Origin of the sequence: Pseudomonas fluorescens (assembly GCF_012974785.1) — a bacterium.
In the GTDB taxonomy this organism is placed as follows: Bacteria; Pseudomonadota; Gammaproteobacteria; order Pseudomonadales; family Pseudomonadaceae; genus Aquipseudomonas; species Aquipseudomonas fluorescens_BT.
Map to the genome: position 1 here is coordinate 401,804 of NZ_CP027561.1, position 25,119 is coordinate 426,922.

22 protein-coding genes and 1 pseudogene are annotated in these 25,119 nt (G+C 62.1%); 17 read left to right on the plus strand and 6 right to left on the minus strand.

Going from position 1 to position 25,119, the window contains the following annotated elements:
- The first annotated feature begins 50 nt into the window (after positions 1–50).
- The 17 genes from C6Y56_RS01780 (at position 51) to C6Y56_RS01860 (ending at position 20,783) form a co-directional block, all read left to right on the plus strand.
- A complete protein-coding gene (locus C6Y56_RS01780; protein ID WP_169428474.1) occupies positions 51–1,523 on the plus strand; it encodes a purine-cytosine permease family protein in 1,473 nt (490 codons plus the stop codon).
- 71 nt (positions 1,524–1,594) lie between these two features.
- Positions 1,595–2,563 (plus strand): ABC transporter substrate-binding protein, encoded by a 969-nt coding sequence (locus tag C6Y56_RS01785; protein ID WP_169428475.1) that lies wholly within the window; start codon positions 1,595–1,597, stop codon positions 2,561–2,563.
- A gap of 70 nt (positions 2,564–2,633) precedes the next feature.
- Positions 2,634–3,485: an ABC transporter permease gene (locus C6Y56_RS01790; protein ID WP_085711027.1), complete on the plus strand. Its 852-nt coding sequence runs from the start codon at positions 2,634–2,636 to the stop codon at positions 3,483–3,485.
- Complete coding sequence (locus tag C6Y56_RS01795) at positions 3,482–4,312, plus strand: quaternary amine ABC transporter ATP-binding protein (protein ID WP_169428476.1); 831 nt, start codon at positions 3,482–3,484, stop codon at positions 4,310–4,312. The genes C6Y56_RS01790 and C6Y56_RS01795 overlap by 4 nt, the downstream gene beginning before the upstream one ends.
- 67 nt (positions 4,313–4,379) lie before the next feature.
- Positions 4,380–5,903 (plus strand): histidine ammonia-lyase, encoded by a 1,524-nt coding sequence (hutH, locus tag C6Y56_RS01800; RefSeq protein ID WP_169428477.1) that lies wholly within the window; start codon positions 4,380–4,382, stop codon positions 5,901–5,903.
- 116 nt (positions 5,904–6,019) lie between these two features.
- A complete protein-coding gene (gene hutH / locus C6Y56_RS01805) occupies positions 6,020–7,552 on the plus strand; it encodes a histidine ammonia-lyase (RefSeq protein ID WP_169428478.1) in 1,533 nt (510 codons plus the stop codon).
- A gap of 99 nt (positions 7,553–7,651) precedes the next feature.
- Positions 7,652–8,857: an imidazolonepropionase gene (hutI, locus tag C6Y56_RS01810; protein ID WP_169428479.1), complete on the plus strand. Its 1,206-nt coding sequence runs from the start codon at positions 7,652–7,654 to the stop codon at positions 8,855–8,857.
- A 10-nt stretch (positions 8,858–8,867) separates the two neighbouring features.
- Entirely contained in the window at positions 8,868–9,671 is an 804-nt protein-coding gene (hutG, locus tag C6Y56_RS01815) for an N-formylglutamate deformylase (RefSeq protein WP_169428480.1), read from the plus strand.
- Between the two features lie 196 nt (positions 9,672–9,867).
- Positions 9,868–10,815 carry a choline ABC transporter substrate-binding protein gene (locus C6Y56_RS01820; RefSeq protein WP_041475116.1) on the plus strand — a complete coding sequence of 316 codons (948 nt, stop codon included), beginning with the start codon at positions 9,868–9,870 and terminating at the stop codon, positions 10,813–10,815.
- Entirely contained in the window at positions 10,815–11,732 is a 918-nt protein-coding gene (locus C6Y56_RS01825) for an alpha/beta hydrolase (protein ID WP_169428481.1), read from the plus strand. The genes C6Y56_RS01820 and C6Y56_RS01825 overlap by 1 nt, the downstream gene beginning before the upstream one ends.
- 104 nt (positions 11,733–11,836) lie before the next feature.
- Positions 11,837–12,808: a prolyl aminopeptidase gene (pip, locus tag C6Y56_RS01830; RefSeq protein WP_169428482.1), complete on the plus strand. Its 972-nt coding sequence runs from the start codon at positions 11,837–11,839 to the stop codon at positions 12,806–12,808.
- A complete protein-coding gene (gene dtd, locus C6Y56_RS01835) occupies positions 12,805–13,242 on the plus strand; it encodes a D-aminoacyl-tRNA deacylase (protein WP_169428483.1) in 438 nt (145 codons plus the stop codon). The genes pip and dtd overlap by 4 nt, the downstream gene beginning before the upstream one ends.
- Positions 13,243–13,564: 322 nt before the next feature.
- The gene (locus C6Y56_RS01840) at positions 13,565–15,379 is read left to right on the plus strand and encodes a glucan biosynthesis protein G (protein ID WP_169428484.1); all 1,815 of its coding nucleotides are present in this window, start codon (positions 13,565–13,567) and stop codon (positions 15,377–15,379) included.
- Positions 15,372–17,942 (plus strand): glucans biosynthesis glucosyltransferase MdoH, encoded by a 2,571-nt coding sequence (mdoH, locus tag C6Y56_RS01845; protein ID WP_169428485.1) that lies wholly within the window; start codon positions 15,372–15,374, stop codon positions 17,940–17,942. Before C6Y56_RS01840 ends, mdoH begins: the two co-directional genes overlap by 8 nt.
- 208 nt (positions 17,943–18,150) lie before the next feature.
- Positions 18,151–18,948 carry a transporter substrate-binding domain-containing protein gene (locus C6Y56_RS01850; protein ID WP_169428486.1) on the plus strand — a complete coding sequence of 266 codons (798 nt, stop codon included), beginning with the start codon at positions 18,151–18,153 and terminating at the stop codon, positions 18,946–18,948.
- A 148-nt stretch (positions 18,949–19,096) separates the two neighbouring features.
- Entirely contained in the window at positions 19,097–20,056 is a 960-nt protein-coding gene (locus tag C6Y56_RS01855; RefSeq protein WP_169428487.1) for an amino acid ABC transporter permease, read from the plus strand.
- Positions 20,049–20,783, plus strand: a complete 735-nt coding sequence (locus tag C6Y56_RS01860; protein WP_169428488.1) for an amino acid ABC transporter ATP-binding protein — start codon at positions 20,049–20,051, stop codon at positions 20,781–20,783. Before C6Y56_RS01855 ends, C6Y56_RS01860 begins: the two co-directional genes overlap by 8 nt.
- A gap of 54 nt (positions 20,784–20,837) precedes the next feature.
- Here C6Y56_RS01860 and C6Y56_RS29480 read toward each other — a convergent pair whose 3' ends face one another.
- The 6 genes and pseudogenes from C6Y56_RS29480 to C6Y56_RS01885 form a co-directional block, all read right to left on the minus strand.
- Complete coding sequence (locus tag C6Y56_RS29480; RefSeq protein WP_423815191.1) at positions 20,838–21,710, minus strand: methyl-accepting chemotaxis protein; 873 nt, start codon at positions 21,708–21,710, stop codon at positions 20,838–20,840.
- Between the two features lie 30 nt (positions 21,711–21,740).
- A pseudogene (locus tag C6Y56_RS29485) lies at positions 21,741–22,754 on the minus strand (methyl-accepting chemotaxis protein); the annotation flags it as partial.
- 105 nt (positions 22,755–22,859) lie between these two features.
- Positions 22,860–23,567, minus strand: a complete 708-nt coding sequence (locus tag C6Y56_RS01870) for a 16S rRNA (uracil(1498)-N(3))-methyltransferase (protein ID WP_169428490.1) — start codon at positions 23,565–23,567, stop codon at positions 22,860–22,862.
- Complete coding sequence (gene tatC, locus C6Y56_RS01875) at positions 23,564–24,352, minus strand: twin-arginine translocase subunit TatC (protein ID WP_065261773.1); 789 nt, start codon at positions 24,350–24,352, stop codon at positions 23,564–23,566. The genes C6Y56_RS01870 and tatC overlap by 4 nt, the downstream gene beginning before the upstream one ends.
- Positions 24,349–24,810, minus strand: coding sequence for a Sec-independent protein translocase protein TatB (gene tatB, locus C6Y56_RS01880; RefSeq protein ID WP_169428491.1), 462 nt, complete (start codon positions 24,808–24,810; stop codon positions 24,349–24,351). Before tatB ends, tatC begins: the two co-directional genes overlap by 4 nt.
- A gap of 10 nt (positions 24,811–24,820) precedes the next feature.
- Positions 24,821–25,099, minus strand: a complete 279-nt coding sequence (locus C6Y56_RS01885; RefSeq protein WP_007952423.1) for a twin-arginine translocase TatA/TatE family subunit — start codon at positions 25,097–25,099, stop codon at positions 24,821–24,823.
- Positions 25,100–25,119 lie beyond the last annotated feature (20 nt).

Genomic DNA, 25,119 nt, shown 5'->3' on the forward strand with positions numbered 1-25,119 from the left:
CTCAAGCCAATACAGCAACACAACCCAGAACAATCCACAGAGGTTGAATCATGGCGGGCAACACCGATCGTGCAGGCAGTAAACCGTTGATCGAAAGGCGTTCGATCGACTACATCCCGGAAGCGGAAAGACACGGTCGTCTATTCAGTCAGTTCACCCTGTGGATGGGTGCCAACCTGCAAATCACTGCGATTGTCACCGGGGCCCTGGCCGTGGTGCTGGGCGGCGATGTGTTCTGGTCGCTGATCGGTCTGTTGATCGGTCAACTGCTAGGCGGCGGCGTCATGGCGTTGCACGCGGCGCAGGGTCCGAAGCTGGGCCTGCCGCAGATGATCTCAAGCCGTGTGCAGTTCGGGGTTTACGGCGCAGCCATCCCGATCGTGCTGGTGTGCCTGATGTACCTGGGCTTCACCGCCACCGGGACTGTGCTGTCCGGTCAGGCGCTGGGCCAGCTGTTTGGTGTCAGTGACACCGTCGGCATCCTGCTTTTCGCCAGCGTCATCGTGGTGGTCACGGTGCTCGGCTATCGGGTGATCCACTGGATCGGTCGTATCGCCAGTGTCATTGGCGTGATTGCTTTTGTTTATCTGTTCAGCCGTCTGATGAGTCAGGTGGACGTCGGCGCACTCCTGCAAATTCGCCACTTCAGCTGGAGCAGTTTCCTGCTGGCGGTGTCGCTCGCAGCGTCCTGGCAGATCGCCTTCGGCCCTTACGTGGCGGACTACTCGCGTTACCTGCCGAGCAAGGTTTCCTCGGTGAAAACCTTTTTCGCCGCCGGTGCCGGTTCGGTAATCGGCGCGCAGGTAGCGATGATTCTCGGTGTGTTCGCGGCGGCTTCGGCCAACGGCCAGTTTGCCGGCCATGAAGTGGCTTACATCGTCGGTCTGGGCGGCACCGGTGCCACCGCTGCGCTGCTGTATTTCAGCATCGCGTTCGGCAAGGTGACCATCTCGACGCTGAACTCCTACGGCAGCTTCATGTGCATCGCGACCATCATCAGCGGTTTCCGTGGTGACCTGAAAGTAACGCGCATGCAGCGTCTGGTGTTCGTGCTGGTCATCGTTGGAGCGGCGACTCTGATGGCGCTGCTCGGCCAGCACTCGTTCCTCGGGGCGTTCAAGTCTTTCATCCTGTTCCTGCTGGCGTTCTTCACGCCGTGGAGCGCGATCAACCTGGTGGACTACTACTGCATCACTCGCGAGCGCTATGACGTACCGGCGCTGGCGGATCCGAACGGTCGCTACGGTCGCTGGAACATTCTCGGGATCAGCGTCTACGTGTTCGGTGTGCTGGTGCAGCTGCCGTTCATCTCCACCAAGTTCTATACCGGTCCGCTGGTTGCCGCGCTGGGGGATGTGGATATCTCGTGGATCATCGGTCTGGTGCTGCCCGCTGCGCTTTACTACCTGTGCGCAATGAAATGGCACGGCAGCGTGCCCGATCACCTGATTCTGCCGGTCGAGCAGAACAGCGTTGTACAACCTGAAGCAAACGGGACCGGCCGCGCTGCGGCACAGGCCTGATCTGGACGTGGACAGGGCTGGATGCCTCTTGAACTGCCGTAAGCCAATTCATGATTAGGAGCGTCACAACAATGAAATCGAACAAGACCCTGCTGACCACATTGCTGTCCATGGGCCTGCTGGCCAGTGCCGGTGCCACCCAGGCCGCCGGTTGGTGCGAGTCCGGCAAACCAGTGAAATTCGCCGGTTTGAACTGGGAAAGCGCGATGTTGCTCACCGACGTACTGCAGGTCGTGCTGGAGAAAGGTTACGACTGCAAGACCGACAGCCTGCCAGGCAACTCCATCACCATGGAAAACGCGCTGAGCAGCAACGATATTCAAGTGTTCGCCGAAGAGTGGGTCGGCCGCAGCGAGGTCTGGAACAAGGCCGAGAAGGCCGGCAAGGTCGTCGGTGTCGGCGCGCCGGTCGTCGGTGCGGTTGAAGGCTGGTATGTGCCGCGCTACGTGATCGAAGGCGACGCCAAGCGCAAGATCGAAGCCAAGGCGCCAGACCTGAAAAACATCGCTGACCTGGGCAAATACTCGGCGATCTTCAAGGATGCCGAAGAACCGTCCAAGGGCCGCTTCTACAACTGTCCGGCCGGCTGGACCTGCGAGCTGGACAACAGCGAAATGCTGAAAAGCTACGGCCTGGAAAACAGCTACACCAACTTCCGCCCGGGCACCGGCCCGGCGCTGGATGCTGCGGTGCTGTCGAGCTACAAGCGTGGCGAGCCGATCCTGTTCTACTACTGGTCGCCAACCCCGCTGATGGGCCAGATCGACGCCGTCAAACTGGAAGAGAAACCGGGCGTCGACAAGCGCGTGACCATCAAGGTCGGCCTGTCCAAGGCCTTCCACGAGCAAGCCCCGGAGCTGGTGGCCGTGCTGGAAAAGGTCAACCTGCCGATCGATCTGCTGAACCAGAACCTGGGTCGCATGACCAAGGAGCGGATCGAGTCGCCGAAACTGGCGAAAATCTTCCTCAAGGAACATCCTGAAGTCTGGCACAAATGGGTGAGCGACGACGCAGCCAAGAAAATCGACGCGGCCTTGTAGGTCGAGCTTCACCGGCTGCCGGCAACGGCAGTCGGACGCTTGATCGCAACCCCTTGATTGAGAGTCTCTTATGTTTCCCGAACGCTTTACGTTTTCCATCGCCGACTGGGTCAACGGTTGGGTCGATGCACTGGTCACCAACTACGGTGACGTGTTCCGCCACATCTCCGACACCCTGCTGTGGGCCATCGTCAACCTTGAAGGCCTGTTACGCGCTGCACCGTGGTGGCTGATGCTGGCCATCGTTGCAGGCGTTGCCTGGCACGCCACCCGCAAAGTCGTGACCACCGCCGTGATCGTCGGTCTGCTGTTCCTGGTCGGCGCCGTCGGCCTGTGGGACAAATTGATGCAGACACTGGCGCTGATGATGGTCGCCACGGTCATTTCGGTGCTGATCGGGGTGCCGCTGGGGATTCTCTCGGCGCGCAGCAATCGCCTGCGTTCGTTCCTGATGCCGCTGCTCGACATCATGCAGACGATGCCCAGCTTCGTGTACCTGATTCCGGTGCTGATGCTGTTCGGCCTGGGCAAGGTGCCGGCGATTTTCGCCACCGTGATCTACGCCGCGCCGCCGCTGATCCGCCTGACCGATCTGGGCATCCGCCAGGTCGACGGCGAAGTGATGGAAGCGATCAACGCCTTTGGTGCCAACCGCTGGCAGCAACTGTTCGGCGTGCAATTGCCGCTGGCCCTGCCGAGCATCATGGCCGGGATCAACCAGACCACCATGATGGCTCTGTCGATGGTGGTGATCGCCTCGATGATCGGCGCCCGTGGCCTGGGTGAAGATGTACTGGTCGGCATTCAGACCCTCAACGTCGGACGCGGCCTGGAAGCCGGTCTGGCGATCGTGATTCTCGCAGTGGTCATCGACCGCATTACCCAGGCGTATGGTCGGCCACGGCATGAGGTGAGCAAATGAACAACGCAACCGTGAGCAAGATCGAAGTCAAAAACGTCTTCAAGATTTTCGGTAACCGTTCCAAGGATGCGCTGGCCATGGTCGGCCAGGGCAAGACCAAGGAGCAGGTGCTGAACGAAACCGGTTGTGTGGTCGGGGTCAACGACTTGTCCCTGAGCATCGGCACCGGCGAGATCTTCGTGATCATGGGCCTGTCCGGATCCGGCAAATCGACACTGGTACGCCACTTCAACCGCCTGATCGACCCGACCAGCGGCGCGATCCTGGTGGACGGCGTGGACATCCTGCAATACGACATGGACGCCTTGCGCGAATTTCGTCGGCACAAGATCAGCATGGTGTTCCAGAGCTTCGGCCTGCTGCCGCACAAGACCGTGCTCGACAACGTCGCCTACGGCCTGAAAGTGCGCGGCGAGAGCAAGCAGCTGTGCGCCGAACGCGCGCTGCACTGGATCAACACCGTGGGCCTCAAGGGCTACGAAAACAAATACCCGCACCAGCTCTCCGGCGGCATGCGCCAGCGTGTCGGCCTGGCCCGCGCCCTGGCGGCGGACACCGACATCATCCTGATGGACGAAGCGTTCAGCGCCCTCGACCCTCTGATCCGCGCCGAGATGCAGGACCAGTTGCTGGAGCTGCAAAAGACCCTGCACAAGACCATCGTCTTCATCACCCACGACCTCGACGAGGCCGTGCGCATCGGCAACCGCATCGCGATCCTCAAGGACGGTCGCCTGATCCAGGTCGGTACGCCGAAAGAGATCCTGCACTCGCCGGCGGACGAGTATGTCGACCGCTTCGTGCAGCGGCGGGCGGCGGTGGTTTAAGTTGTGTTGGCTGGGCCGGCCCCGAAAGCGTCGGCAAAGCTGCATCAATGTTCGGATGAGGTTTTAGATGTCCCAGGCTGAAAAAATCGTTATCGCCGACGCCCCGATGCGTTGGCAGGATGTGGTCGCAGTCGCCCGTCACGGCGCGCCGCTCGAGCTGTCGGCCCAGACCTGGGCGCGCATTGAAAACGCCCAGGGCATCGTCCAGCGCATCGTCGCCAGCGGCGAACGCGCCTATGGCGTCAACACCGGGTTGGGCGGTCTGTCCAACGTTTCGCTGCAGGGCGAACAGCTCAGCCAGTTGTCGCGTAACACCTTGCTCAGCCATGCCTGCGGCGTCGGCCCGGTACTGGCTGACGAGCAGACCCGCGCCATCATGTGCGCCGCGATCCGCAACTACAGCCACGGCAAGTCCGGCATTCATCGCCGGGTGGTCGAAGCGCTGCTGGCGCTGCTCAATCGCGGTATCACCCCGCAGGTGCCGTCCCAGGGTTCGGTGGGTTATCTGACCCACATGGCCCACGTCGGCATCGCGCTGCTGGGCGTGGGCAATGTCAGCTATCGCGGGCAAGTGGTGTCCGCACAGCAGGCGCTGACCGAAGAGGGCCTGCAACCGGTGCAGCTCGGGGCGAAGGACGGTTTGTGTCTGGTCAATGGCACGCCGTGCATGACCGGCCTCGGTTGCCTGGCGATTGCCGACGCCACGCGTCTGCTGCAATGGGCGGACGTGATCGGCGCCATGAGCTTCGAAGCCCAGCGCGGCCAGATCGCCGCATTCGATGCCGAGATCATCGCGCTCAAGCCGCACCCGGGCATGCAACAGGTCGGCGTCAATCTACGGGCGCTGCTCGATGGCAGTGAAGTGATCGCGAAGAGCAAAGGCATTCGCACTCAGGATGCCTTGAGCATCCGCTCGATCCCGCAGGTGCATGGCGCCGCACGCGATCAACTGGAGCACGCGATCAAACAGATCGAAACCGAACTCAACGGCTGCACCGACAACCCGTTGCTGCTGGGCACGCCGGACGACTTCCGGGTGATGTCCCAGGCCAACCCGCACGGGCAATCGGTGGCGCTCGCGGCGGACTTGCTGGCGATTGCGATGGCCGAAATCGGCTCGATTGCCGAGCGACGTCTGGATCGTCTGATCAACCCGCACGTCAGTGGTCTGCCAGCGTTTCTGGTTGCCAACCCGGGGGTGAACTCCGGGATGATGATCGTGCAATACGTCGCCGCGTCGCTGTGTGCGGAAAACCGCCAGTTGGCGCAACCGGCGGTGCTCGACAACTACGTCACTTCGGGCCTGCAGGAAGACCATTTGAGCATGGGCACCAACGCCGCGCTGAAGCTGCACCGTGCGCTGGAAAACTGCACGCAGATCCTCGCCATCGAGTACCTGCTGGCGGCCCAGGCTTTTGAATTTCTCAAGGACCAGCGCTTCGGCGCGGGCACCGATGTGGCGTGGCGACTGCTGCGCGAGAAGGTCCCGGCCTACGATCAGGACCGTTGGCTGGCGCCGGATATCGCCGCTGCTGCAAGTGTTCTGAAAGACTCGAACCTGTTGCACAACGCCTTACCGAATTTGCACTGAAAACTACCCACGCCAGCGTGCCAAGGCGCGGCTCCCCAAAAGGGCAGACGCGACGGACAACGGACATCTCCGGAGCGTCTGGCGAGTTAACAATAAACTCTCAAAAGGAGCACAAAATGACTGCGCTGAACCTGATCCCGGGCCAACTGAGCCTGTCCCAACTGCGTGACATCTATCAGAACTCGGTCAAACTGACCCTCGACAACAGCGCCAGCGCCCAGATCGAAGCCAGCGTCGCCTGCGTCGAGCAGATCCTCGCCGAGAACCGCACCGCCTACGGCATCAACACCGGTTTCGGCCTGCTGGCCTCGACCCGCATCGCCAGCGAAGACCTGGAAAACCTGCAGCGTTCGCTGGTGTTGTCCCACGCCGCCGGCGTCGGCCAGCCGATCAGCGATGAGCTGGTGCGCCTGATCATGGTGCTCAAGGTCAACAGCCTCAGCCGTGGTTTCTCCGGGATCCGTCGCGTGGTGATCGACGCGCTGATTGCGCTGATCAACGCCGAGGTTTATCCGCACATTCCGTTGAAAGGTTCGGTCGGTGCTTCCGGCGACCTGGCACCGCTGGCGCACATGTCGCTGGTGCTGCTGGGCGAAGGCAAGGCGCGCTACAAGGGCGAGTGGATGGAAGCGACCGAGGCGCTGAAAGTCGCCGGTCTGGCCCCGCTGACGCTGGCGGCCAAAGAAGGTCTGGCGCTGCTCAACGGCACGCAGGTTTCTACCGCATTCGCTTTGCGCGGTCTGTTCGAAGGTGAAGACCTGTTCGCCGGCGCGCTGGCGCTGGGCGGGCTTACAGTTGAAGCGGTATTGGGCTCGCGCTCGCCGTTCGATGCCCGTATCCACGCCGCCCGTGGCCAGAAAGGGCAGATCGACACCGCCGCCGCTTATCGCGATCTGCTGGGCGAGCGCAGCGAAGTCTCCGACTCGCACCAGAACTGCGAAAAGGTCCAGGACCCGTACTCGCTGCGTTGCCAGCCACAAGTCATGGGCGCGTGCCTGACCCAGTTCCGTCAGGCCGCCGAGGTGCTGGTCATCGAGGCCAACGCCGTGTCCGACAACCCGTTGGTGTTCGCGGCCGAAGGCGACGTGATTTCCGGTGGCAACTTCCACGCCGAACCGGTGGCCATGGCGGCTGACAACATGGCTTTGGCCATCGCCGAAATCGGCTCCCTCAGCGAGCGCCGCATCTCGCTGATGATGGACAAGCACATGTCGCAACTGCCGCCGTTCCTCGTCGCCAACGGTGGCGTGAACTCCGGCTTCATGATCGCCCAGGTGACCGCTGCGGCCCTGGCCAGCGAGAACAAGGCGCTGTCCCATCCGCATTCGGTGGACAGCCTGCCGACCTCCGCCAACCAGGAAGACCACGTGTCGATGGCCCCGGCCGCCGGCAAGCGCCTGTGGGAGATGGCCGAGAACACGCGCGGGATTCTCGCGGTGGAATGGCTGGCGGCGGTGCAGGGGCTGGACCTGCGCAACGGCCTGAAGACCTCGAGCAAACTGGAAAAAGCCCGGGGCATTCTGCGTCGCGAAGTGCCGTTCTACGAGAAGGACCGTTTCTTCGCACCGGACATCAATGCGGCGACCGAATTGCTGGCTTCGCGGGTTCTGACTGAGCTGGTTCCGGCTAAGTTGCTGCCGAGCCTGTGATGCACTCATCGCCAGCAGGCTGGCTCCCACAAGAGCACCGCGCAACCTGTGGGAGCCAGCCTGCTGGCGATTCGATTACGAATACTGTGGAGACTAGGGATGAAAACCCTCTGGCAACACTGCCACGTCGCAACCATGGCGCAAGGCGTCTACTCGATCATCGAGGATGCGGCCATCGTGACGTCCGGCGCACTTATCGAGTGGATCGGCCCGCGCAGCCAATTGCCGTCCGGCGAATATCCGGCGGTCAATGATCTGCAAGGCGCGTGGGTCACCCCCGGCCTGATCGACTGCCACACCCACACCGTGTTCGGTGGCAACCGCAGCGGTGAGTTCGAGAAACGCCTGCAAGGCGTCAGCTACGCCGAGATCGCAGCCGCCGGCGGCGGCATCGCCAGCACCGTGCGCGCCACGCGTGAAGCGTCGGAAGACGAACTGTTCGCCAGCGCCGCCAAACGCCTGAAAAGCCTGATGCGTGATGGCGTGACCACGGTCGAAATGAAATCCGGCTACGGCCTCGATCTGGCCAGCGAGCGCAAGATCCTGCGGGTCATCCGTCGTCTCGCCGCCGAGTTGCCGATCAGCGTGCGCAGCACCTGCCTGGCCGCCCATGCCTTGCCGCCGGAATACAAGGATCGCGCCGACGACTACATCGATCACATCTGCGCCGAGATGCTCCCCGCCCTGGCCGCCGAAGGTCTGGTGGACGCGGTGGATGCGTTTTGCGAATACCTGGCGTTCTCCCCGGAGCAAGTCGAGCGGGTGTTCATCGCCGCGCAAAAACTCGGTCTGCCGGTGAAGCTGCATGCCGAGCAATTGTCGTCGCTGCACGGCTCCAGCCTGGCCGCGCGTTATCACGCATTGTCCGCCGATCACCTGGAGTTCATGGACGAAGCCGACGCCATCGCCATGGCCGAATCCGACACCGTCGCGGTGTTGTTGCCGGGCGCGTTCTACTTCCTGCGCGAAACCCAGTTGCCGCCGATGGAAGCCCTGCGCAAACACAAGGTGAAAATCGCCATCGCCAGCGACCTCAACCCCGGCACTTCGCCGGCGCTGTCGTTGCGCCTGATGCTGAATATGGCCTGCACCTGTTTCCGCATGACCCCGGAAGAGGCGCTGGCCGGCGCCACGATTCACGCGGCGCAAGCCCTGGGCATGGCCGAGACCCACGGTTCGCTGGAAGCCGGCAAGGTCGCGGATTTTGTCGCCTGGCAGATCGACCGGCCGGCGGATCTGGCGTACTGGCTGGGTGGTGAACTGGACAAACGCGTCGTGCGTCACGGCGTTGAATCAAGTCTGTAGGAGAGTGGTTGTGGATAAGGTTCTGAACTTCAAACAAGGTCGCGTGCCGCTGCTGATCAGCATGCCTCACGCCGGTGTGCGCCTGACTCCGGCGGTCGAGGCCGGATTGATCCCGGACGCGAAAAGCCTGCCGGACACCGACTGGCATATTCCGCAGCTCTACGACTTTGCCGCCGAACTGGGCGCCAGCACCCTGGCGGCCGAGTACTCGCGGTTCGTCATCGACCTGAACCGGCCGTCAGACGACAAACCGCTGTACGCCGGCGCCACCACCGGCCTGTACCCGGCGACGCTGTTCGATGGCATTCCGTTGTTCAAGGAAGGCCAGGAGCCGTCGAAACAAGAGCGTGCGACCTATCTGGAGCAGATCTGGACGCCGTACCACCGCACCTTGCAGGAAGAGCTGGCGCGGCTGAAGGCCGAGTTCGGTTACGCGCTGCTGTTCGATGCGCACTCGATCCGTTCGGTGATCCCGCACTTGTTCGACGGCAAGCTGCCGGACTTCAATCTCGGCACCTTCAACGGCGCCAGTTGCGATCCACAACTGGCCACGCAACTGGAGGCGATCTGTGCCCGCCATGGCGATTACAGCCATGTGCTGAACGGACGCTTCAAGGGCGGCCACATCACCCGTCACTACGGCAACCCGGCCGAGAACATCCACGCCGTGCAGCTGGAACTGGGCCAGTGCACCTACATGGAAGAGTTCGAACCGTTCCGCTACCGCGCCGATCTGGCGGAGCCGACGCGGGTGGTGCTCAAGGAGTTGCTGCAAGGGCTGCTCGCCTGGGGCAAATCCCACTACAGCGCATAAGGTTCCCCCTGTGGGAGCGAGCAGGCTCGCTCCCACAGTTTTTGGTGATCACAAGTAAGGGGCCGACAGTCGCCACCGTGCAAATCCCGGTCGCCACAGTTCGCTTTTCCGTCTCGCCTACTGCGTAATGTTTTGGCCACGGTGCAAGAAGACACCGATCCGAACAATAAACCGCTGCCGCACGAGACGATCCCACATGAAAAAACTGTTCACTCGTTGTGCGTTAATCCTGACCGGCAGTGCGCTGCTCAGCGCCGGCGCCATGGCTTCCGACGATGCATCCTGCAAAACCGTGCGCATGGGCGTGGTCAACTGGACCGACGTGATCGCCACCAGCGGCATGGCCGACGTGCTGCTCAACGGCCTGGGCTACGAGAGCAAGCAGACCAGCGCCGTGCAGCAAATCATCTTTGCCGGCATCCGCGACAAGCGTCTGGATATTTTCCTCGGCTATTGGAAACCGGCGATGGACAAGAACATCGCGCCGTTCCTCGCCGCCAATCAGGTCAAGGTGATGGACAAGCCAAGCCTGGCCGATGCCCAGGCCACGCTGGCAGTGCCGGACTATGTTGCGGCGGCGGGGCTGAAAACCTTCGGCGACATCGCGAAATTCAAGGATCAGCTCGGCGGCAAGATCTACGGTATCGAGCCCGGCAGCGGCGCCAACACCACGATCAAGACCATGATCGAGACCAACCATTTCGGCCTGAAGGACTTCAAGATCATCGAATCCGGTGAGGCCGGCATGCTCGCCGCCGTGCAGCGGGCGGTGAACCGCAAGGAATTCGTGGTGTTCGTCGGCTGGACCCCGCATCCGATGAACATCAACATGAAAATCACCTACCTGACCGGCAGCGAAGACGTTTACGGCCCCAACGAAGGCGCCGCCACCGTTTCCACCGTCACCGCGCCGGACTACGCCGAGCGCTGCCCGAACGTCCATCGACTGCTGGAAAACCTGACCTTCACCGCCGCCCAGGAAAGCCAGTTGATGGTGCCGATCATGGAGCGCAAGACACCTCAGGAAGTGGCGAAAACCTGGCTGCGTGAGCATCCCGAAGACTTGCAACGCTGGCTGGCGGGTGTCAGCAGTTTTGACGGCAAGGACGGCGTGGCCACAGTCCAGGCCAGCCTGAAAAACTGATGAGCACTTATCCACTTTCACCGGCGATGGCGGCGTTTGTCGCCAGAACCGAAAGCTTCGCCAGTGATGACGGCAGCCTCGCGGGTTTGCGCAAATCCTATGACGACATGTGCCGGGCCTTCGCGCCCGAGCGACCGGCGGGTCTGGAGGTGGTGGATTTCCAGTTGAGCGGGGTGGCGGTGCGTTCGTATCGCCCGCCCGTCCGGCCATCGGTCAGTGGCTGGCCGTGCGTGTTGTATCTGCACGGCGGCGGTTGGGTGGTCGGCGGGCTGGATTCCCATGACTTCATCTGCTGTGAACTGTCCATCTCGCTCGGGGCAATGGTGGTGGCGGTGGATTACCGGCTGGCGCCGGAGCATCCGTTCCCGGCCGGTTTCGAGGATTGCCTGACCGTGTGGCGCGCGTTGCGCAGCGGGCCGTTCTGGTTCGACGCCGAGCGGATGCTGGTAGCCGGCGACAGCGCAGGCGGCAATCTGGCGGCGGCGTTGTGCCTGGCCTTGCGCGATGCCGGCCAGCCGCTGCCGGGCGCGCAGGTCTTGATCTATCCGGGGCTGGGAGGCGACACAGAGTTACCGTCGCGCAGCGAATGCGCCGATGCGCCGCTGCTCGCCAGCAGCGATGTCGATTGTTATCACGCCTTGTACCTGCGCGGCACCGCGAATCCGAATGCTTATGCGATGCCGTTGCTGGCCGATGACTTCAGTGGTTTGCCCCCGGCCTGGATTGCCGTGGCGCAGTTCGATCCGCTGCGTGACGACGGCGTGTGCTACGCCGAACGGCTTAACGCGGCGGGCGTCGACGCGGCGCTGTACTACGGCGAAGGGCTGGTTCACGGTTGCCTGCGGGCGCGGCATCAGGTCGCCGAGGTCGATCGTCTCTTTGAGAACCTGCTGGGGTTCATGACTGACAAAATGTGACAGCGCGCGGGCATGCTCATTGACGTAAATCGGGTTTATGATGCCGGACGGCAGAATAATAGAAGTCCCCCCAGGGATGACCTCTACCCCTTACGGAGCGCGCAATGCAGACTTTGTTTCCGCAGATCAAACCTCACGCACGGCACGATCTGGCCGTCGATGACACCCATACGCTGTACGTCGACGAAAGCGGTTCACCGGAAGGTTTGCCGGTGGTCTTCATCCATGGTGGCCCGGGCGCGGGGTGTGATGCCCAGAGTCGCCGCTACTTCGATCCGAATCTGTATCGCATCGTCACCTTCGACCAGCGTGGCTGCGGACGTTCCACCCCCCACGCCAGCCTGGAAAACAACACCACCTGGGATCTGGTCGAAGACCTCGAGCGTATCCGCAAACACCTGGGCATCGACAAATGGGTGCTGTTCGGCGGTTCCTGGGGTTCGACCCTGGCGCTGGCCTACGCGCAAACTCACCCGGAGCGCGTGCATGGTCTGATCCTGCGTGGGATCTTTCTCTGCCGCCCGCAGGAAATCGAATGGTTCTACCAGGCCGGGGCCAGCCGTCTGTTCCCCGATTACTGGCAGGACTACCTCGCGCCGATCCCGCTGGATGAGCGCGACGACCTGCTCAGCGCTTTCCACAAACGCCTGACCGGCAACGATCAGATCGCCCAGATGCACGCGGCCAAGGCCTGGTCGACCTGGGAAGGGCGCACCGCGACCCTGCGCCCGAACCCGCTGGTGGTCGACCGGTTCTCCGAGCCGCAGCGTGCCTTGTCGATCGCGCGGATCGAATGCCACTACTTCACCAATAACGCTTTCCTGGAACCGAACCAGTTGATCCGCGACATGGGCAAGATCGCCCATCTGCCCGGCGTGATCATCCACGGCCGCTACGACGTGATCTGCCCGCTCGACAATGCCTGGGAACTGCATCAGGCCTGGCCGAACAGCGAGCTGCAGGTGATCCGCGATGCCGGTCACGCGGCCTCGGAACCGGGTATCACCGATGCGCTGGTACGCGCCGCCAGCAACATGGCCCGGCGCCTGCTCGACCTGCCGCCCGAAGAAGCATGAAGGGGCTATTGCAGCGCGTGAAAGGCGCGCGAGTCGAAGTGGCGGGGGAGGTGGTCGGCAGCGTCGATCAGGGATTGCTGGTGCTGGTGGCGGTCGAACCCGACGACACGCAGGCCAGCGCCGACAAACTTCTGCATAAACTGCTTAACTATCGAGTATTCGGTGACGCCGTAGGCAAGATGAATCTGTCTTTGGCGGATGTGGGCGGCGGGCTGCTGCTGGTCTCTCAGTTCACCCTGGCTGCCGACACCAGAAGCGGGTTGCGTCCGAGTTTCTCGACCGCCGCCCCTCCGGCGCTGGGCGAGGAATTGTTCGACTATCTATTCAGCAAAGCGAAACAGATGCATGGCACTGTGGCATCAGGTAGATTCGGCGCGGATATGCAGGTTCACCTGGTCAATGACGGCCCGGTAACCTTCCTGTTACAGACATGAAAGTGCTTGAAACACGTTTTTAAGGGCTTTTCGACTGAAAACAGGGAATTTTCGCGATAAATACTTTGTTACCCCTGATGCGTTGTCACGCGGGCTACTAGATAATCGCGCGCTACGGGGATCAGCGTTCGTTGGTCCATTTTGACTTAGGTAGAGACTTGTCCGGATCCGATTGGGGAATCATTTCGACCCAGCGGAGTCGGAACAATGCTCGCCAACTTGGCAAGGGTGTCCTGCAAGGTCGGTTATTTTTGTACCGAATACCTCACAGGCGCTTCATCTGGCCGTTGGTTTATTGATCTGTTTTCGGCGAGGGTTGCTCGTGATTGTTAGTCCCTGTTATGCAGCAAAATTGTCTGCCAAACGCTTGCGCAGCGCTCTGGTAGCGGGCTCGGCAGTTCTCTGCCTGCTCAGCGCCGGCCAGCTTTGGGCATTCAATCTTGACGATGTGTCGGCCAAGGCCAAAGAGCTGGCCGGGCAGAAGTTCGAAGCCCCGCGCAGCAACCTGCCGAACGAATTCCGTGAGATGAAGTTCGCGGACTATCAGAAGATTCGTTTCCGCACCGAAAAAGCCGAATGGGCCGACCAGAAGACCCCGTTCAAGCTGTCCTTCTACCATCAGGGCATGCACTTCGATACGCCGGTGAAAATCAACGAAATCACCGCGAACACCGTCGAAGAGATCAAATACGATCCGAGCCGTTTCGATTTCGGCGATCTGCAGTTCGATCCCAAGGCCACCGAACAGCTGGGCTACGCCGGTTTCCGTGTGCTGTACCCGATCAACAAGGCTGACAAGCAAGACGAAATCATGACCATGCTGGGCGCGAGCTACTTCCGCGTTGTCGGCAAGGGTCACACCTACGGTCTGTCGGCCCGTGGCCTGGCGATCGATACCGCTTTGCCGTCCGGCGAAGAATTCCCGCGTTTTCGCGAGTTCTGGATTCAACAGCCGAAGCCGGGTGACAAGCATCTGGTGATCTTCGCCCTGCTGGATTCGCCACGTGCGACCGGCGCCTACCGCCTGATCCTGCGTCCGGGCAGCGACACCATCGTTGACGTCAAGGGCCAGATGTACCTGCGTGACAAGGTCGGCAAGCTCGGCATCGCGCCGCTGACCAGCATGTTCCTGTTCGGCGCCAACCAGCCGTCGAAAGTGCTCAACTACCGTCGTGAACTGCACGACTCCAGCGGTCTGTCGATCCATGCCGGCAACGGCGAATGGATCTGGCGCCCTCTGAACAACCCTAAACATCTGGCCGTGAGCCAGTTCAGCGTCGAAAACCCGCGTGGTTTCGGTCTGCTGCAACGTGGCCGTGACTTCAGCCACTACGAAGATCTCGATGACCGCTACGACAAGCGTCCAAGCGCCTGGATCGAGCCGAAGGGTGACTGGGGCAAAGGTACCGTCGATCTGGTCGAGATCCCGACCGCCGACGAAACCAACGACAACATCGTTGCGTTCTGGAACCCGGAAAAACTGCCGGAGCCAGGCAAGCCGCTGGACTTCGCCTATCGCATGCACTGGACCATGGACGAACCGGCGATTCACGCGCCGGACAGCGCCTGGGTCAAGCAGACCCTGCGTTCGACCGGTGACGTCAAGCAATCGAACCTGATCCGTCAGCCGGATGGCAGCGTTGCCTATCTGGTCGACTTCGAAGGCCCGTCTCTGGCGGCCCTGGCCCCGGATGCGGACGTTCGCAGCCAGGTCAGCGTCGGCGACAACGCCGAACTGGTCGAAAACAGCGTGCGCTACAACCCTGAAACCAAGGGCTGGCGCCTGACCCTGCGGATGAAGATCAAGGACGCGAGCAAGTCGACCGAGATGCGTGCCGCACTGGTGCAGAACATCGTCCCGGCCGATCTGGCCAAGACCTCGCTGCCGGCTTCCAATTCCTCGGTTGCGAAGGCCGACAAGATCGCCGCCAAGCAGCAAGAGAAAGCCGACAAGGAAGCCAAGGCCGCCGAAGCCAAACAGGCCGACGCCAAGCCAGCGACAGACGCCAAGGACAAGGCCAACAAAGACGCCAAGCAGCCAGCGGCTGCGGACGCGGCCCCAGCCACACCGGAACCGGCCTCGACTGAAGAAGTCCTGACCGAGACCTGGAGCTATCAGTTGCCTGCCGATGAGTAATTCTCAAGTACAGCCAGAGACTCTGTCCGAGTATCTGGCGCATCTGCCGATGACCGACGAACAGCGCGCGGAACTCGCGGGCTGCCAGTCCTTCAGCGAATTGCATCAACGCCTGTCGTCCTCGACGTTCGACGCGCCGACCGAAGCCGCCCAGGCTTCGGTCGGCAAGCGCCTGACCCTGAGCACCGCCGAAGAGCTGGAAGACGCGGAAATGCTGGTGCTCGATGCCAGTGGCCGGGTCAGCCTCAAGGCTACGCCGCCGATCCGTCGGACCAAGGTCGTGCCGGAGCCGTGGCGCACCAATATCCTGGTGCGTGGCTGGCGTCGTATGACCGGCCGGACCAACCCGCCGCAGCCGCCGAAGGACCAGAACGTGCTGCCGGCCGCACGCTGGCGCACCGTCGGTTCGATCCGTCGCTACATCCTGCTGATCCTGATGCTCGGCCAGACCATCGTCGCCGGCTGGTACATGAAAGGCATCATGCCGTACCAGGGCTGGTCGTTCGTCGATCTGGAAGAAGTCCTGCATCAACCGCTGCTGCAGACCGCCACACAAGTGCTGCCGTATGCGCTGCAGACCAGCATCCTGATCATGTTCGGGATTCTGTTCTGCTGGGTGTCGGCCGGTTTCTGGACCGCGCTGATGGGCTTCCTCGAATTGCTCACCGGTCACGATAAATACCGGATCTCCGGTAAAAGCGCTGGCAACGAACCGATTCCGAAAGATGCGCGCACCGCACTGGTGATGCCGATCTGCAACGAAGACGTGCCGCGAGTGTTCGCCGGTCTGCGTGCGACCTTCGAGTCGGTCGCCGCTACCGGTGACCTGGATCGTTTCGACTTCTTCGTCCTCAGCGACAGTAACGACACCGACATCTGTGTTGCTGAGCAGCAGGCCTGGCTGGACGTCTGCCGTGAAGCCAAGGGCTTCGGCAAGATCTTCTATCGCCGCCGCCGTCGCCGCGTCAAACGCAAGAGCGGCAACCTCGACGACTTCTGCCGTCGCTGGGGCGGTGATTACAAGTACATGGTCGTGCTCGACGCCGACTCGGTGATGAGCGGCGAGTGCCTGACCAGTCTGGTGCGCCTGATGGAGGCCACTCCGGACGCCGGCATTATTCAGACCGCGCCGCGTGCTTCGGGCATGGACACGCTGTATGCACGCATGCAGCAGTTCGCCACTCGTGTGTACGGTCCGCTATTCACCGCCGGCCTGCACTTCTGGCAACTGGGTGAATCCCACTACTGGGGTCACAACGCGATCATCCGCATGAAGCCGTTCATCGACCACTGCGCCCTGGCGCCGTTGCCAGGCAAGGGGGCGTTCTCCGGTGCGATCCTCTCTCACGACTTCGTTGAAGCCGCGCTGATGCGCCGTGCCGGCTGGGGCGTGTGGATTGCCTACGATCTGCCGGGCAGCTACGAAGAACTGCCACCGAACCTGCTCGACGAACTCAAGCGTGACCGTCGCTGGTGCCACGGCAACCTGATGAACTTCCGTCTGTTCCTGGTCAAAGGCATGCACCCGGTGCACCGCGCGGTGTTCCTGACCGGCGTGATGTCTTACCTGTCGGCGCCGCTGTGGTTCTTCTTCCTCGTGCTGTCCACCGCGCTGCTGGCGGTGAACACGCTGATGGAGCCGCAGTACTTCCTCGAACCGCGTCAGCTCTATCCGCTGTGGCCGCAATGGCACCCGGACAAGGCGATCGCGCTGTTCTCGACGACCATCGTGCTGCTGTTCCTGCCGAAACTGTTGAGCATCATCCTGATCTGGGCCAAGGGTGCGAAAGAGTTCGGCGGCAAGTTCAAGGTGACCCTGTCGATGCTGCTGGAGATGCTGTTCTCCATGCTGCTGGCGCCGGTGCGGATGATTTTCCACACCCGTTTTGTCCTGGCCGCGTTCCTCGGCTGGGCTGCGACCTGGAACTCGCCGCAGCGTGACGACGACTCCACGCCATGGAGCGAGGCGGTCAAGCGCCACGGTCCGCAGACGCTACTGGGCTTCTTCTGGGCGCTGCTGGTGATCTGGCTGAACCCGAGCTTCCTGTGGTGGCTGGTGCCGATCGTCGGTTCGCTGATGCTGTCGATTCCGGTGTCGGTGATTTCCAGCCGTGTGGGGCTGGGCCTCAAATCCCGTGACGAGAGCCTGTTCCTCATCCCCGAGGAATACAATCCGCCACAGGCGCTGCTGGCCACTGATCAGTACACCCACGAAAACCGCTGGCACGCGCTGAACGACGGCTTCGTCCGCGCCGTGGTCGATCCGCAGCAGAACGCCCTGGCGTGCTCGCTGGCGACTTCGCGTCACGGTGAGGCCGAGCCGATCGAATGGCTGCGTCAGGAGCGTGTGCGTCACGCGATCAAGGTTGGCCCGGCCGGGCTGAACAACCATGATCGCCTGCAACTGCTGAGCGATCCGGTCGCCCTGGCCCGTTTGCACGAGCAGGTGTGGGCCGAAGGTCACGCCGAGTGGCTGGACGCCTGGCGGGCTTCGGTGAAAGCCGACCCCCATGCGCCGCTGCTGCCGCTCAAGCCTGTGAGCTTGCAGGCGCAACCGGCCTGATGAAGAAACCCCGCGAAAGCGGGGTTTTTTTTGATCTCGATAAAGGAGCCTCTCGGCCCGGCCCTTGATTGTTAAACAAATCGTCCATTAAACCTTGTGCAAAAAATCGAGTGCGTTAGCATCCGTCCCCGAATTGGCGCCCCCGGACAATTTTGTCCATCTCTGTCGGTTTTCGCGCCGCAAACGCAATGGTTTTGGGGACTTGAAGATGAAGAAGTATCTGTCGATGCTGCTGGTCGGCGTCACGGCACTGGTTGCAGTCAATGCGGCGCAGGCCGGCGCAATCGATGACGCGGTCAAGCGCGGCACCTTGAAAGTCGGCATGGACCCGACCTACATGCCGTTCGAGATGACCAACAAGCGCGGCGAAATCATCGGCTTCGAAGTCGACATCCTCAAAGCCATGACCAAGGCCATGGGCGTCAAGCTGGAGCTGGTTTCGACCGGTTACGACGGCATTATCCCGGCGCTGATGACCGACAAGTTCGACATGATCGGCAGCGGCATGACCCTGACCCAGGAACGCAACCTGCGCCTGAACTTCAGCGAACCGTTCATCGTGGTCGGCCAGACCCTGCTGATCCGCAAGGAGCTGGAAGGCACCATCAAGTCTTATAAAGACCTGAACACCGCCGACTACCGCATCACCTCCAAGCTCGGCACCACCGGCGAGATGGTCGCCAAGAAGTTGATCGCCAAGGCCAAGTACCACGGCTACGACAACGAGCAGGAAGCCGTGCTCGACGTGGTCAACGGCAAGGCTGACGCCTTCATCTACGACGCCCCGTACAACGTCGTTGCCGTGAACAAGGTCGGTGCCGGCAAACTGGTGTTCCTCGACAAGCCGTTCACCTACGAGCCACTGGCCTTCGGCCTGAAGAAGGGTGACTACGACAGCCTCAACTTCATCAACAACTTCCTGCACCAGATCCACGAAGACGGCACCTACGATCGCATCCATGACAAGTGGTTCAAGAGCACCGAGTGGCTCAAGGACATGGAATAACTCGGTCATATAGACCGAGTCGCCCCATTCGCGAGCAAGCCCGCTCCCACATTGGAATGCGTTCCCTGTGGGAGCGGCGGTACGACGATTCGACTTGCCCGCGAAGGCGGCCTCCCCGGCGACACAACTTTCGGATTTCGCTAAACCCATGAAACAGAAAAAAGCCCAATGGCCCTGGCACGTGCTGACTGTGCTGGTGCTGGTCGGCCTGGCTGGCGCGCTGTATTACGCCACGTCGCTGATGTCCTACGAATGGCGCTGGAACCGCGTGCCGCAGTACTTCGCCTACCAGGCCGAGGAAACCCAGCGCGCGACCGACATTTCCACCGTCAGCGAACTGGTGCGCAAGGGCGGCAGCGCGCAGGTCACCCTGCGCAACGATGCCGGTGACGAGCAGCATCTGACCGTCGACGAAAACAGCCTGCAATTCGCTCAGGGCGACGATGTGGCCGAAGGCGACGTCGTGGGCGTGACCCGGCATTGGGCGGCGGGTCCGCTGCTGTGGGGCCTGTGGACAACGCTTTGGCTGTCGGCGGTGTCCGGCGTGCTGGGACTGCTGATCGGTCTGGCGACCGGATTGTGCCGGTTGTCGAGCAACCCGACCCTGCGCGACCTGTCGACGATCTATGTCGAGCTGGTGCGCGGTACGCCGCTGCTGGTGCAGATCTTCATTTTCTATTTCTTCATCGGCACGGTGATGAACCTGTCCCGGGAGTTCGCCGGGATCGCCGCGCTGTCGCTGTTCACCGGCGCCTACGTGGCAGAAATCATCCGTTCCGGTGTGCAGTCGATTGCCCGTGGGCAGAATGAAGCGGCCCGCTCGCTGGGTTTGAGCGCTGGCCAGTCGATGCGCCACGTGGTGCTGCCGCAAGCGTTCAAGCGCGTGCTGCCGCCGCTGGCCGGGCAGTTCATCAGCCTGGTGAAGGACACCTCGCTGGTGTCGGTGATCGCCATCACTGAGCTGCTGAAAAGCGGCCGTGAAGTCATCACCACGTCGTTTTCGCCATTCGAAATCCTGTTCTGCGTTGCCGGCCTGTACCTGTTGATCAACCTGCCGCTGTCGAAAATCGCCAGCCGGCTCGAGCGGAGGCTCGCGCAAAGTGATTGAAGTCCGCGATCTGGTAAAAGTCTTCGACACCCGCGGCCAGGTAGTGCGCGCGGTGGATCACGTCAGTACGAACGTGGCCAAGGGCGAAGTGCTGGTGGTGCTCGGCCCGTCCGGTTCCGGCAAGTCGACCTTCCTGCGTTGTCTCAATGGTCTGGAAGAATTCGATTCCGGTTCGGTGAGCATCGACGGCCTGCAGCTGGCCGACCCGAAAACCGACGTCAACGCCTACCGCCGCGAAGTCGGCATGGTGTTCCAGCACTTCAACCTGTTCCCGCACATGACCGTGCTGGAAAATCTCTGTCTGGCGCAGAAAGTCGTGCGCAAGCGCGGCCAGAAAGAAAGCGAAGCCAAGGCCCTGGCGCTGCTGGAGAAAGTCGGTATTGCGCAGAAGGCCCGCGAATACCCTTCGCGTCTGTCCGGCGGGCAGCAGCAGCGCGTGGCGATCGCCCGGGCGCTGGCGATGGATCCGAAGGTCATGCTGTTCGATGAACCGACCTCGGCCCTCGATCCGGAAATGGTCGGTGAAGTGCTGGACGTGATGAAGAACCTGGCTGTGGAAGGCATGACCATGGTCTGCGTGACCCACGAAATGGGCTTTGCCCGGGAAGTGGCGGATCGGGTGCTGTTCTTCGATCACGGCAAACTGCTGGAAGATGCCTCACCGGCCGAATTCTTCGATGCGCCGAAGGATCCGCGAGCCCAGGCGTTCCTGCGCCAAGTCCTCTAAACGCAGGACAAAAAAAATCGCAGCCAATGGCTGCGATTTTTTTGTTTGCGCGGTTTAAACCTTGAACCGGCCCACCAGCGTTTGCAGGTGAGTGCCCAGGCGCGCCAGCTCGACGCTGGAGGCCGCCGTCTCTTCACTCGCTGCCGACGTCTGGTCCGACACATCCCGCACGTTCAGCACGCTGCGATTGATCTCTTCGGCCACGGCGCTCTGCTGCTCGGCCGCTGCGGCGATCTGCTGGTTCATCGCCTGAATCGCCGAAACGGTGCGGGTGATGCTTTCCAGCGAGCCACCGGCGCGACGGGTCAGCTCGACGCTGCTGTCGGTCAGGGTGCGGCTGTTGTCCATGATCGTCGACACTTGCTGGGTGCCGTTCTGCAGGCCGACGATCAGCTCTTCGATCTCTTCGGTGGACTTCTGGGTGCGCTGGGCAAGGCTGCGCACTTCATCGGCGACCACCGCAAAACCACGGCCCGCTTCACCGGCACGGGCCGCTTCGATGGCGGCGTTGAGGGCCAGCAGGTTGGTTTGCTGGGCCACGGACTTGATCACGTCGAGCACGCTGCCGATCTTGTCGCTTTCGCGCTTGAGCTCGCCCATGGCCTCGGTGGAATGGCCGACTTCAGCGGCCAGACGTTCAATCTGGGCGATGGCCTCGCCAACCACCTTGTCGCCTTCACGGGCTTGCTGGTCGGCGGCGACGGCGGCTTCCGAAGCTTCCTCGGCGTTGCGCGCGACTTCCTGCACGGTGGCGGCCATTTCGTTCATGGCGGTCGCGACCTGGTCGGTCTCGATTTTCTGATTGTTCACGCCGGCGCTGGTTTGCTCGGTCACGGCTGACAGTTCTTCGGCGGCACTGGCGATCTGGGTGACGCCGTCGCTGATGCCGACGATCAGTTCGCGCAGCCCCTGGGTCATGCTCTGCATCGACCGCTGCAACTGGCCGAGTTCGTCGCGACGCAGCGATACCAGGTTGTGAGTCAGGTCGCCGGCAGCCACGCGCTCGGCGACTTTCAGGGTCTGCTCCAGCGGGATGATGATCTGTCGGGTGATTGCCCAGGCGGCGAGCAGGCCGAACGCCACGGCCAGCAGGGTGGCGATCAGCAACAGGTTCTTGGCGCTGGCGGCATCGGTATCGCGGACGATGGTCTGGGACTCGGTGAGCTGGCGGCTGACGTCGAACAGAATGTCACCCTGAGCCGCCATGCGGGCCAGGGCCTTGGCGCTGGCAACTTGCGAGTCGCGGAACTGGCTGACGGCGGCCCGATAGGCTTTCAGCGAATCGGTGGCCTGTTGCAGGTTGGCGATGTGTTGCTCAGGCAGTTTGGCCGGCAGGGTCTCGAGGTTTTTCAGGGCGTTGTCGATGGCGTCGAGGGCCGGTTGCTCGGCTTCGGTCTTGCCGCTGTAGGTGTAGCCGCGCACCTGGAAGCGGGCCTGCTGGATCAACTTGCTCAGATCGATCACCGCGTTGAACTGGGCAACGCTGTCACCCTGCAGCATGGATTTCTCGACTTCGGCAACCTTGGCCACGGCGTTGTCGGCAGTGGCGCCGAGTTTGCTGCGGGCATCTTCGCGGTTGGCGCCGGCCTGCACCATGTCGGCGAAGGCGCGCTTGTACTCGGCGATGGCCGCCAGTTGTTGGTCGACTTTCGCCGCGTCGGCGGGTTGTTCGATCAGGTTGCGAGCGGTCTGCAGGCCGCTGTCGAGCTTGCCGAGCAGGTCATTGACCGCGCCCGGGCCTTGTTCGCCACGACGCATTTCGTAGTCCAGGCGCGCCAGACGCAGGTCCTTGGTCAGCTCGTTGAGGCTGGAGATGAAGCCGAGTTTGTCACCGCGGCTGATGATGCCGCTCATGCCGGTCCAGCCGGTAAAGGTGATCAACAGCGTCAGTAGCAGCACCAGGCCGAAACCGATGCCCAGCTTGCGTTTGACACTGACATTTCCAAGACTCTCGGCTAACCAACGGTACATGCGACGACTCCCCTCGGACCACTAATTGGACTTATGGAGACTGTATCGGCTGGATGATCGCAATCTGTAACGCGATTTGTCCGGCGCTCAATGGCGCCGGCAGGTTCAAAACAGGCGTGCGAGCAGGGCGGTGACGGCGGTTTCGACCCGAAGGATGCGATCGCCCAGTTGCACCGGTTGCAGGCCGGATTTGGCCAGCAGATCGATTTCGTAGGGAATCCAGCCACCTTCCGGGCCGATGGCCAGGGTCACCGGTTCGCTCAGGGCGCGAGGGCAGGGCGGGAAATTGCCGGGATGACCGACCAGACCGAGAGTGCCGTCGGTGATGGCCGGCAGCCGATCTTCGACGAACGGCTTGAAGCGCTTCTCGATGATGATTTCCGGCAGCACGGTATCGCGGGCCTGTTCGAGGCCGAGGATCAAATTCTCGCGGATCGCTTCCGGCTCGAGAAAGGGTGTCTGCCAGAAGCTCTTCTCGACGCGATAGCTGTTGACCAGAATCACCTTCGACACACCCATGGTCGCTACGGTCTGGAACACCCGGCGCAGCATCTTCGGGCGGGGCAGGGCGAGCACCAGGGTCAGCGGCAGTTTGGCCGGCGGCGGTTGATCGAGGGTGACTCGCAGCTCGGCTTCGCCCGCGTCCAGACGCAGCAGCTCGGCCGAGCCCATCAAGCCGTTGATGCGCCCGACCCGCAAGCTGTCGCCGACTTCCGAGCGGTGGACTTCCTGCATGTGGGTCAGGCGCCGATCACGCAGCACGACGCGGTCGGCCGCAATGAAATCGGCTTCTTCGAGCAGCAGCAGGTTCATGGCTGGGTCGCTGGCGGCTGGTCGTTGTGGTCGTCGACGGTTTCGTCCGGGCGCTCGCGCTTGCTGACCAGGCTGCCGAACAGGATGCCGACTTCAAACAGCATCCACATCGGCACGGCCAGCAGGGTCTGGGAGAAGATGTCCGGCGGGGTCAGGATCATGCCGACCACGAAGCAACCGATGATCACGTATGGCCGGATCTTCTTCAGGTATTTGACGTCGACCACGCCGATCCACACCAGCAGCACCACGGCCACCGGGATTTCGAACGCCACGCCGAAGGCGAAGAACAGCGTCATGACGAAATCGAGGTAACTGGTAATGTCGGTCATCATTTCCACGCCGGCCGGGGTGGCGGAGGCGAAGAATTTGAAGATCAGCGGGAACACGAAGAAGTAGGCGAACGCCATGCCGGTGTAGAACAGCAGGATGCTGGAGATCAGCAACGGGACTGCAACGCGCTTTTCATGCTTGTACAGGCCTGGCGCGATGAAGCCCCAGATCTGGTGCAGGATCACCGGGATCGCGAGGAACAGCGACACCATCATCGTCAGCTTCAGCGGCGTCAGGAAGGGCGACGACACGTCGGTGGCAATCATCGTCGCGCCGGCCGGCAGGTACTGACGCAGCGGTGTCGAGACGAAGGTGTAGATCTGCTGGGTGAAGGCAAACAGCCCGGCGAAGATGATGAAGATCGCCGCCACGCAACGCAGCAGGCGGGTGCGCAACTCGGTGAGGTGCGAAACCAGCGGCATGTGCTGGTCGTTTTCGGGGAGATCGCTCATGGGGCTCGCGGCGGCAATGTTGGGTCGTGAGGGGCCGGCGTGGTTGGCGCGGCGGCTGGAGCAACGGGTTCGATCGGTTTCATGACCGGAGCAGCTTCAGCGCTTGCGGCAGAGACGTGTTCGACGCTCGCCGGTGCATGAATCGTTTGTTCAGCGACAGGCGGTGTTGGCGTCTGGTCTGCCGCCGGCTGCACGGGCGTCGGCTCCTGCTGAACCGGCGTGAAAATCTTCCGCGCCTCCTGTTCCAGCGACAGGATGTGCTCGTTGTGCAGTTGTCGACGGATTTCGTCGGCACCGATTTCACGTTCAACTTCCTGTTTGATCGCGTTGAAGCTGCGCTTCAGCCGTCCGACCCACAGGCCGGCCGTGCGTGCAGCGCCCGGCAGACGCTCGGGGCCCAGCACCAGCAGGGCAACGAGGCCGACGAGCAGCAGTTCAGAGAAGCTGATACCAAACATTAGTCAGTGCTCACACGTCTTTGCGGATCGGCTCTTCGACTTTCTGCGCCTGCACGTCGATGGTGTGCGGCGGGTTGGCCTGAGCGGTGGCTTGCGGCTGAACCGGTGGCACCGGCTGCGCAGGCGTGACGGTCGGATCGGCCGGTTTCTCGTCGTCGTTCATGGCCTTGCGAAAGCCCTTGATCGACTCGCCGACGTCGGTGCCGAGGTTTTTCAGTTTCTTGGTGCCGAACACCAGCACCACGACAACCAGAATGACGATCCAGTGTTTCCAGTCAAAAATGCCCATGTTGCTGTTCCTCTCTTGAA

Bases quoted from the DNA above. Each gene is read 5' to 3' on its own strand.
- C6Y56_RS01780 (WP_169428474.1), top strand. From the start codon at position 51: ATGGCGGGCAACACCGATCGTGCAGGCAGTAAACCGTTGATCGAAAGG.
- C6Y56_RS01785 (WP_169428475.1), top strand. From the start codon at position 1,595: ATGAAATCGAACAAGACCCTGCTGACCACATTGCTGTCCATGGGCCTG.
- C6Y56_RS01790 (WP_085711027.1), top strand. From the start codon at position 2,634: ATGTTTCCCGAACGCTTTACGTTTTCCATCGCCGACTGGGTCAACGGT.
- C6Y56_RS01795 (WP_169428476.1), top strand. From the start codon at position 3,482: ATGAACAACGCAACCGTGAGCAAGATCGAAGTCAAAAACGTCTTCAAG.
- hutH (WP_169428477.1), top strand. From the start codon at position 4,380: ATGTCCCAGGCTGAAAAAATCGTTATCGCCGACGCCCCGATGCGTTGG.
- hutH (WP_169428478.1), top strand. From the start codon at position 6,020: ATGACTGCGCTGAACCTGATCCCGGGCCAACTGAGCCTGTCCCAACTG.
- hutI (WP_169428479.1), top strand. From the start codon at position 7,652: ATGAAAACCCTCTGGCAACACTGCCACGTCGCAACCATGGCGCAAGGC.
- C6Y56_RS01820 (WP_041475116.1), top strand. From the start codon at position 9,868: ATGAAAAAACTGTTCACTCGTTGTGCGTTAATCCTGACCGGCAGTGCG.
- C6Y56_RS01825 (WP_169428481.1), top strand. From the start codon at position 10,815: ATGAGCACTTATCCACTTTCACCGGCGATGGCGGCGTTTGTCGCCAGA.
- pip (WP_169428482.1), top strand. From the start codon at position 11,837: ATGCAGACTTTGTTTCCGCAGATCAAACCTCACGCACGGCACGATCTG.
- dtd (WP_169428483.1), top strand. From the start codon at position 12,805: ATGAAGGGGCTATTGCAGCGCGTGAAAGGCGCGCGAGTCGAAGTGGCG.
- mdoH (WP_169428485.1), top strand. From the start codon at position 15,372: ATGAGTAATTCTCAAGTACAGCCAGAGACTCTGTCCGAGTATCTGGCG.
- C6Y56_RS01850 (WP_169428486.1), top strand. From the start codon at position 18,151: ATGAAGAAGTATCTGTCGATGCTGCTGGTCGGCGTCACGGCACTGGTT.
- C6Y56_RS01855 (WP_169428487.1), top strand. From the start codon at position 19,097: ATGAAACAGAAAAAAGCCCAATGGCCCTGGCACGTGCTGACTGTGCTG.
- C6Y56_RS29480 (WP_423815191.1), bottom strand. From the start codon at position 21,710: ATGCAGAGCATGACCCAGGGGCTGCGCGAACTGATCGTCGGCATCAGC.
- C6Y56_RS01870 (WP_169428490.1), bottom strand. From the start codon at position 23,567: ATGAACCTGCTGCTGCTCGAAGAAGCCGATTTCATTGCGGCCGACCGC.
- tatC (WP_065261773.1), bottom strand. From the start codon at position 24,352: ATGAGCGATCTCCCCGAAAACGACCAGCACATGCCGCTGGTTTCGCAC.
- tatB (WP_169428491.1), bottom strand. From the start codon at position 24,810: ATGTTTGGTATCAGCTTCTCTGAACTGCTGCTCGTCGGCCTCGTTGCC.
- C6Y56_RS01885 (WP_007952423.1), bottom strand. From the start codon at position 25,099: ATGGGCATTTTTGACTGGAAACACTGGATCGTCATTCTGGTTGTCGTG.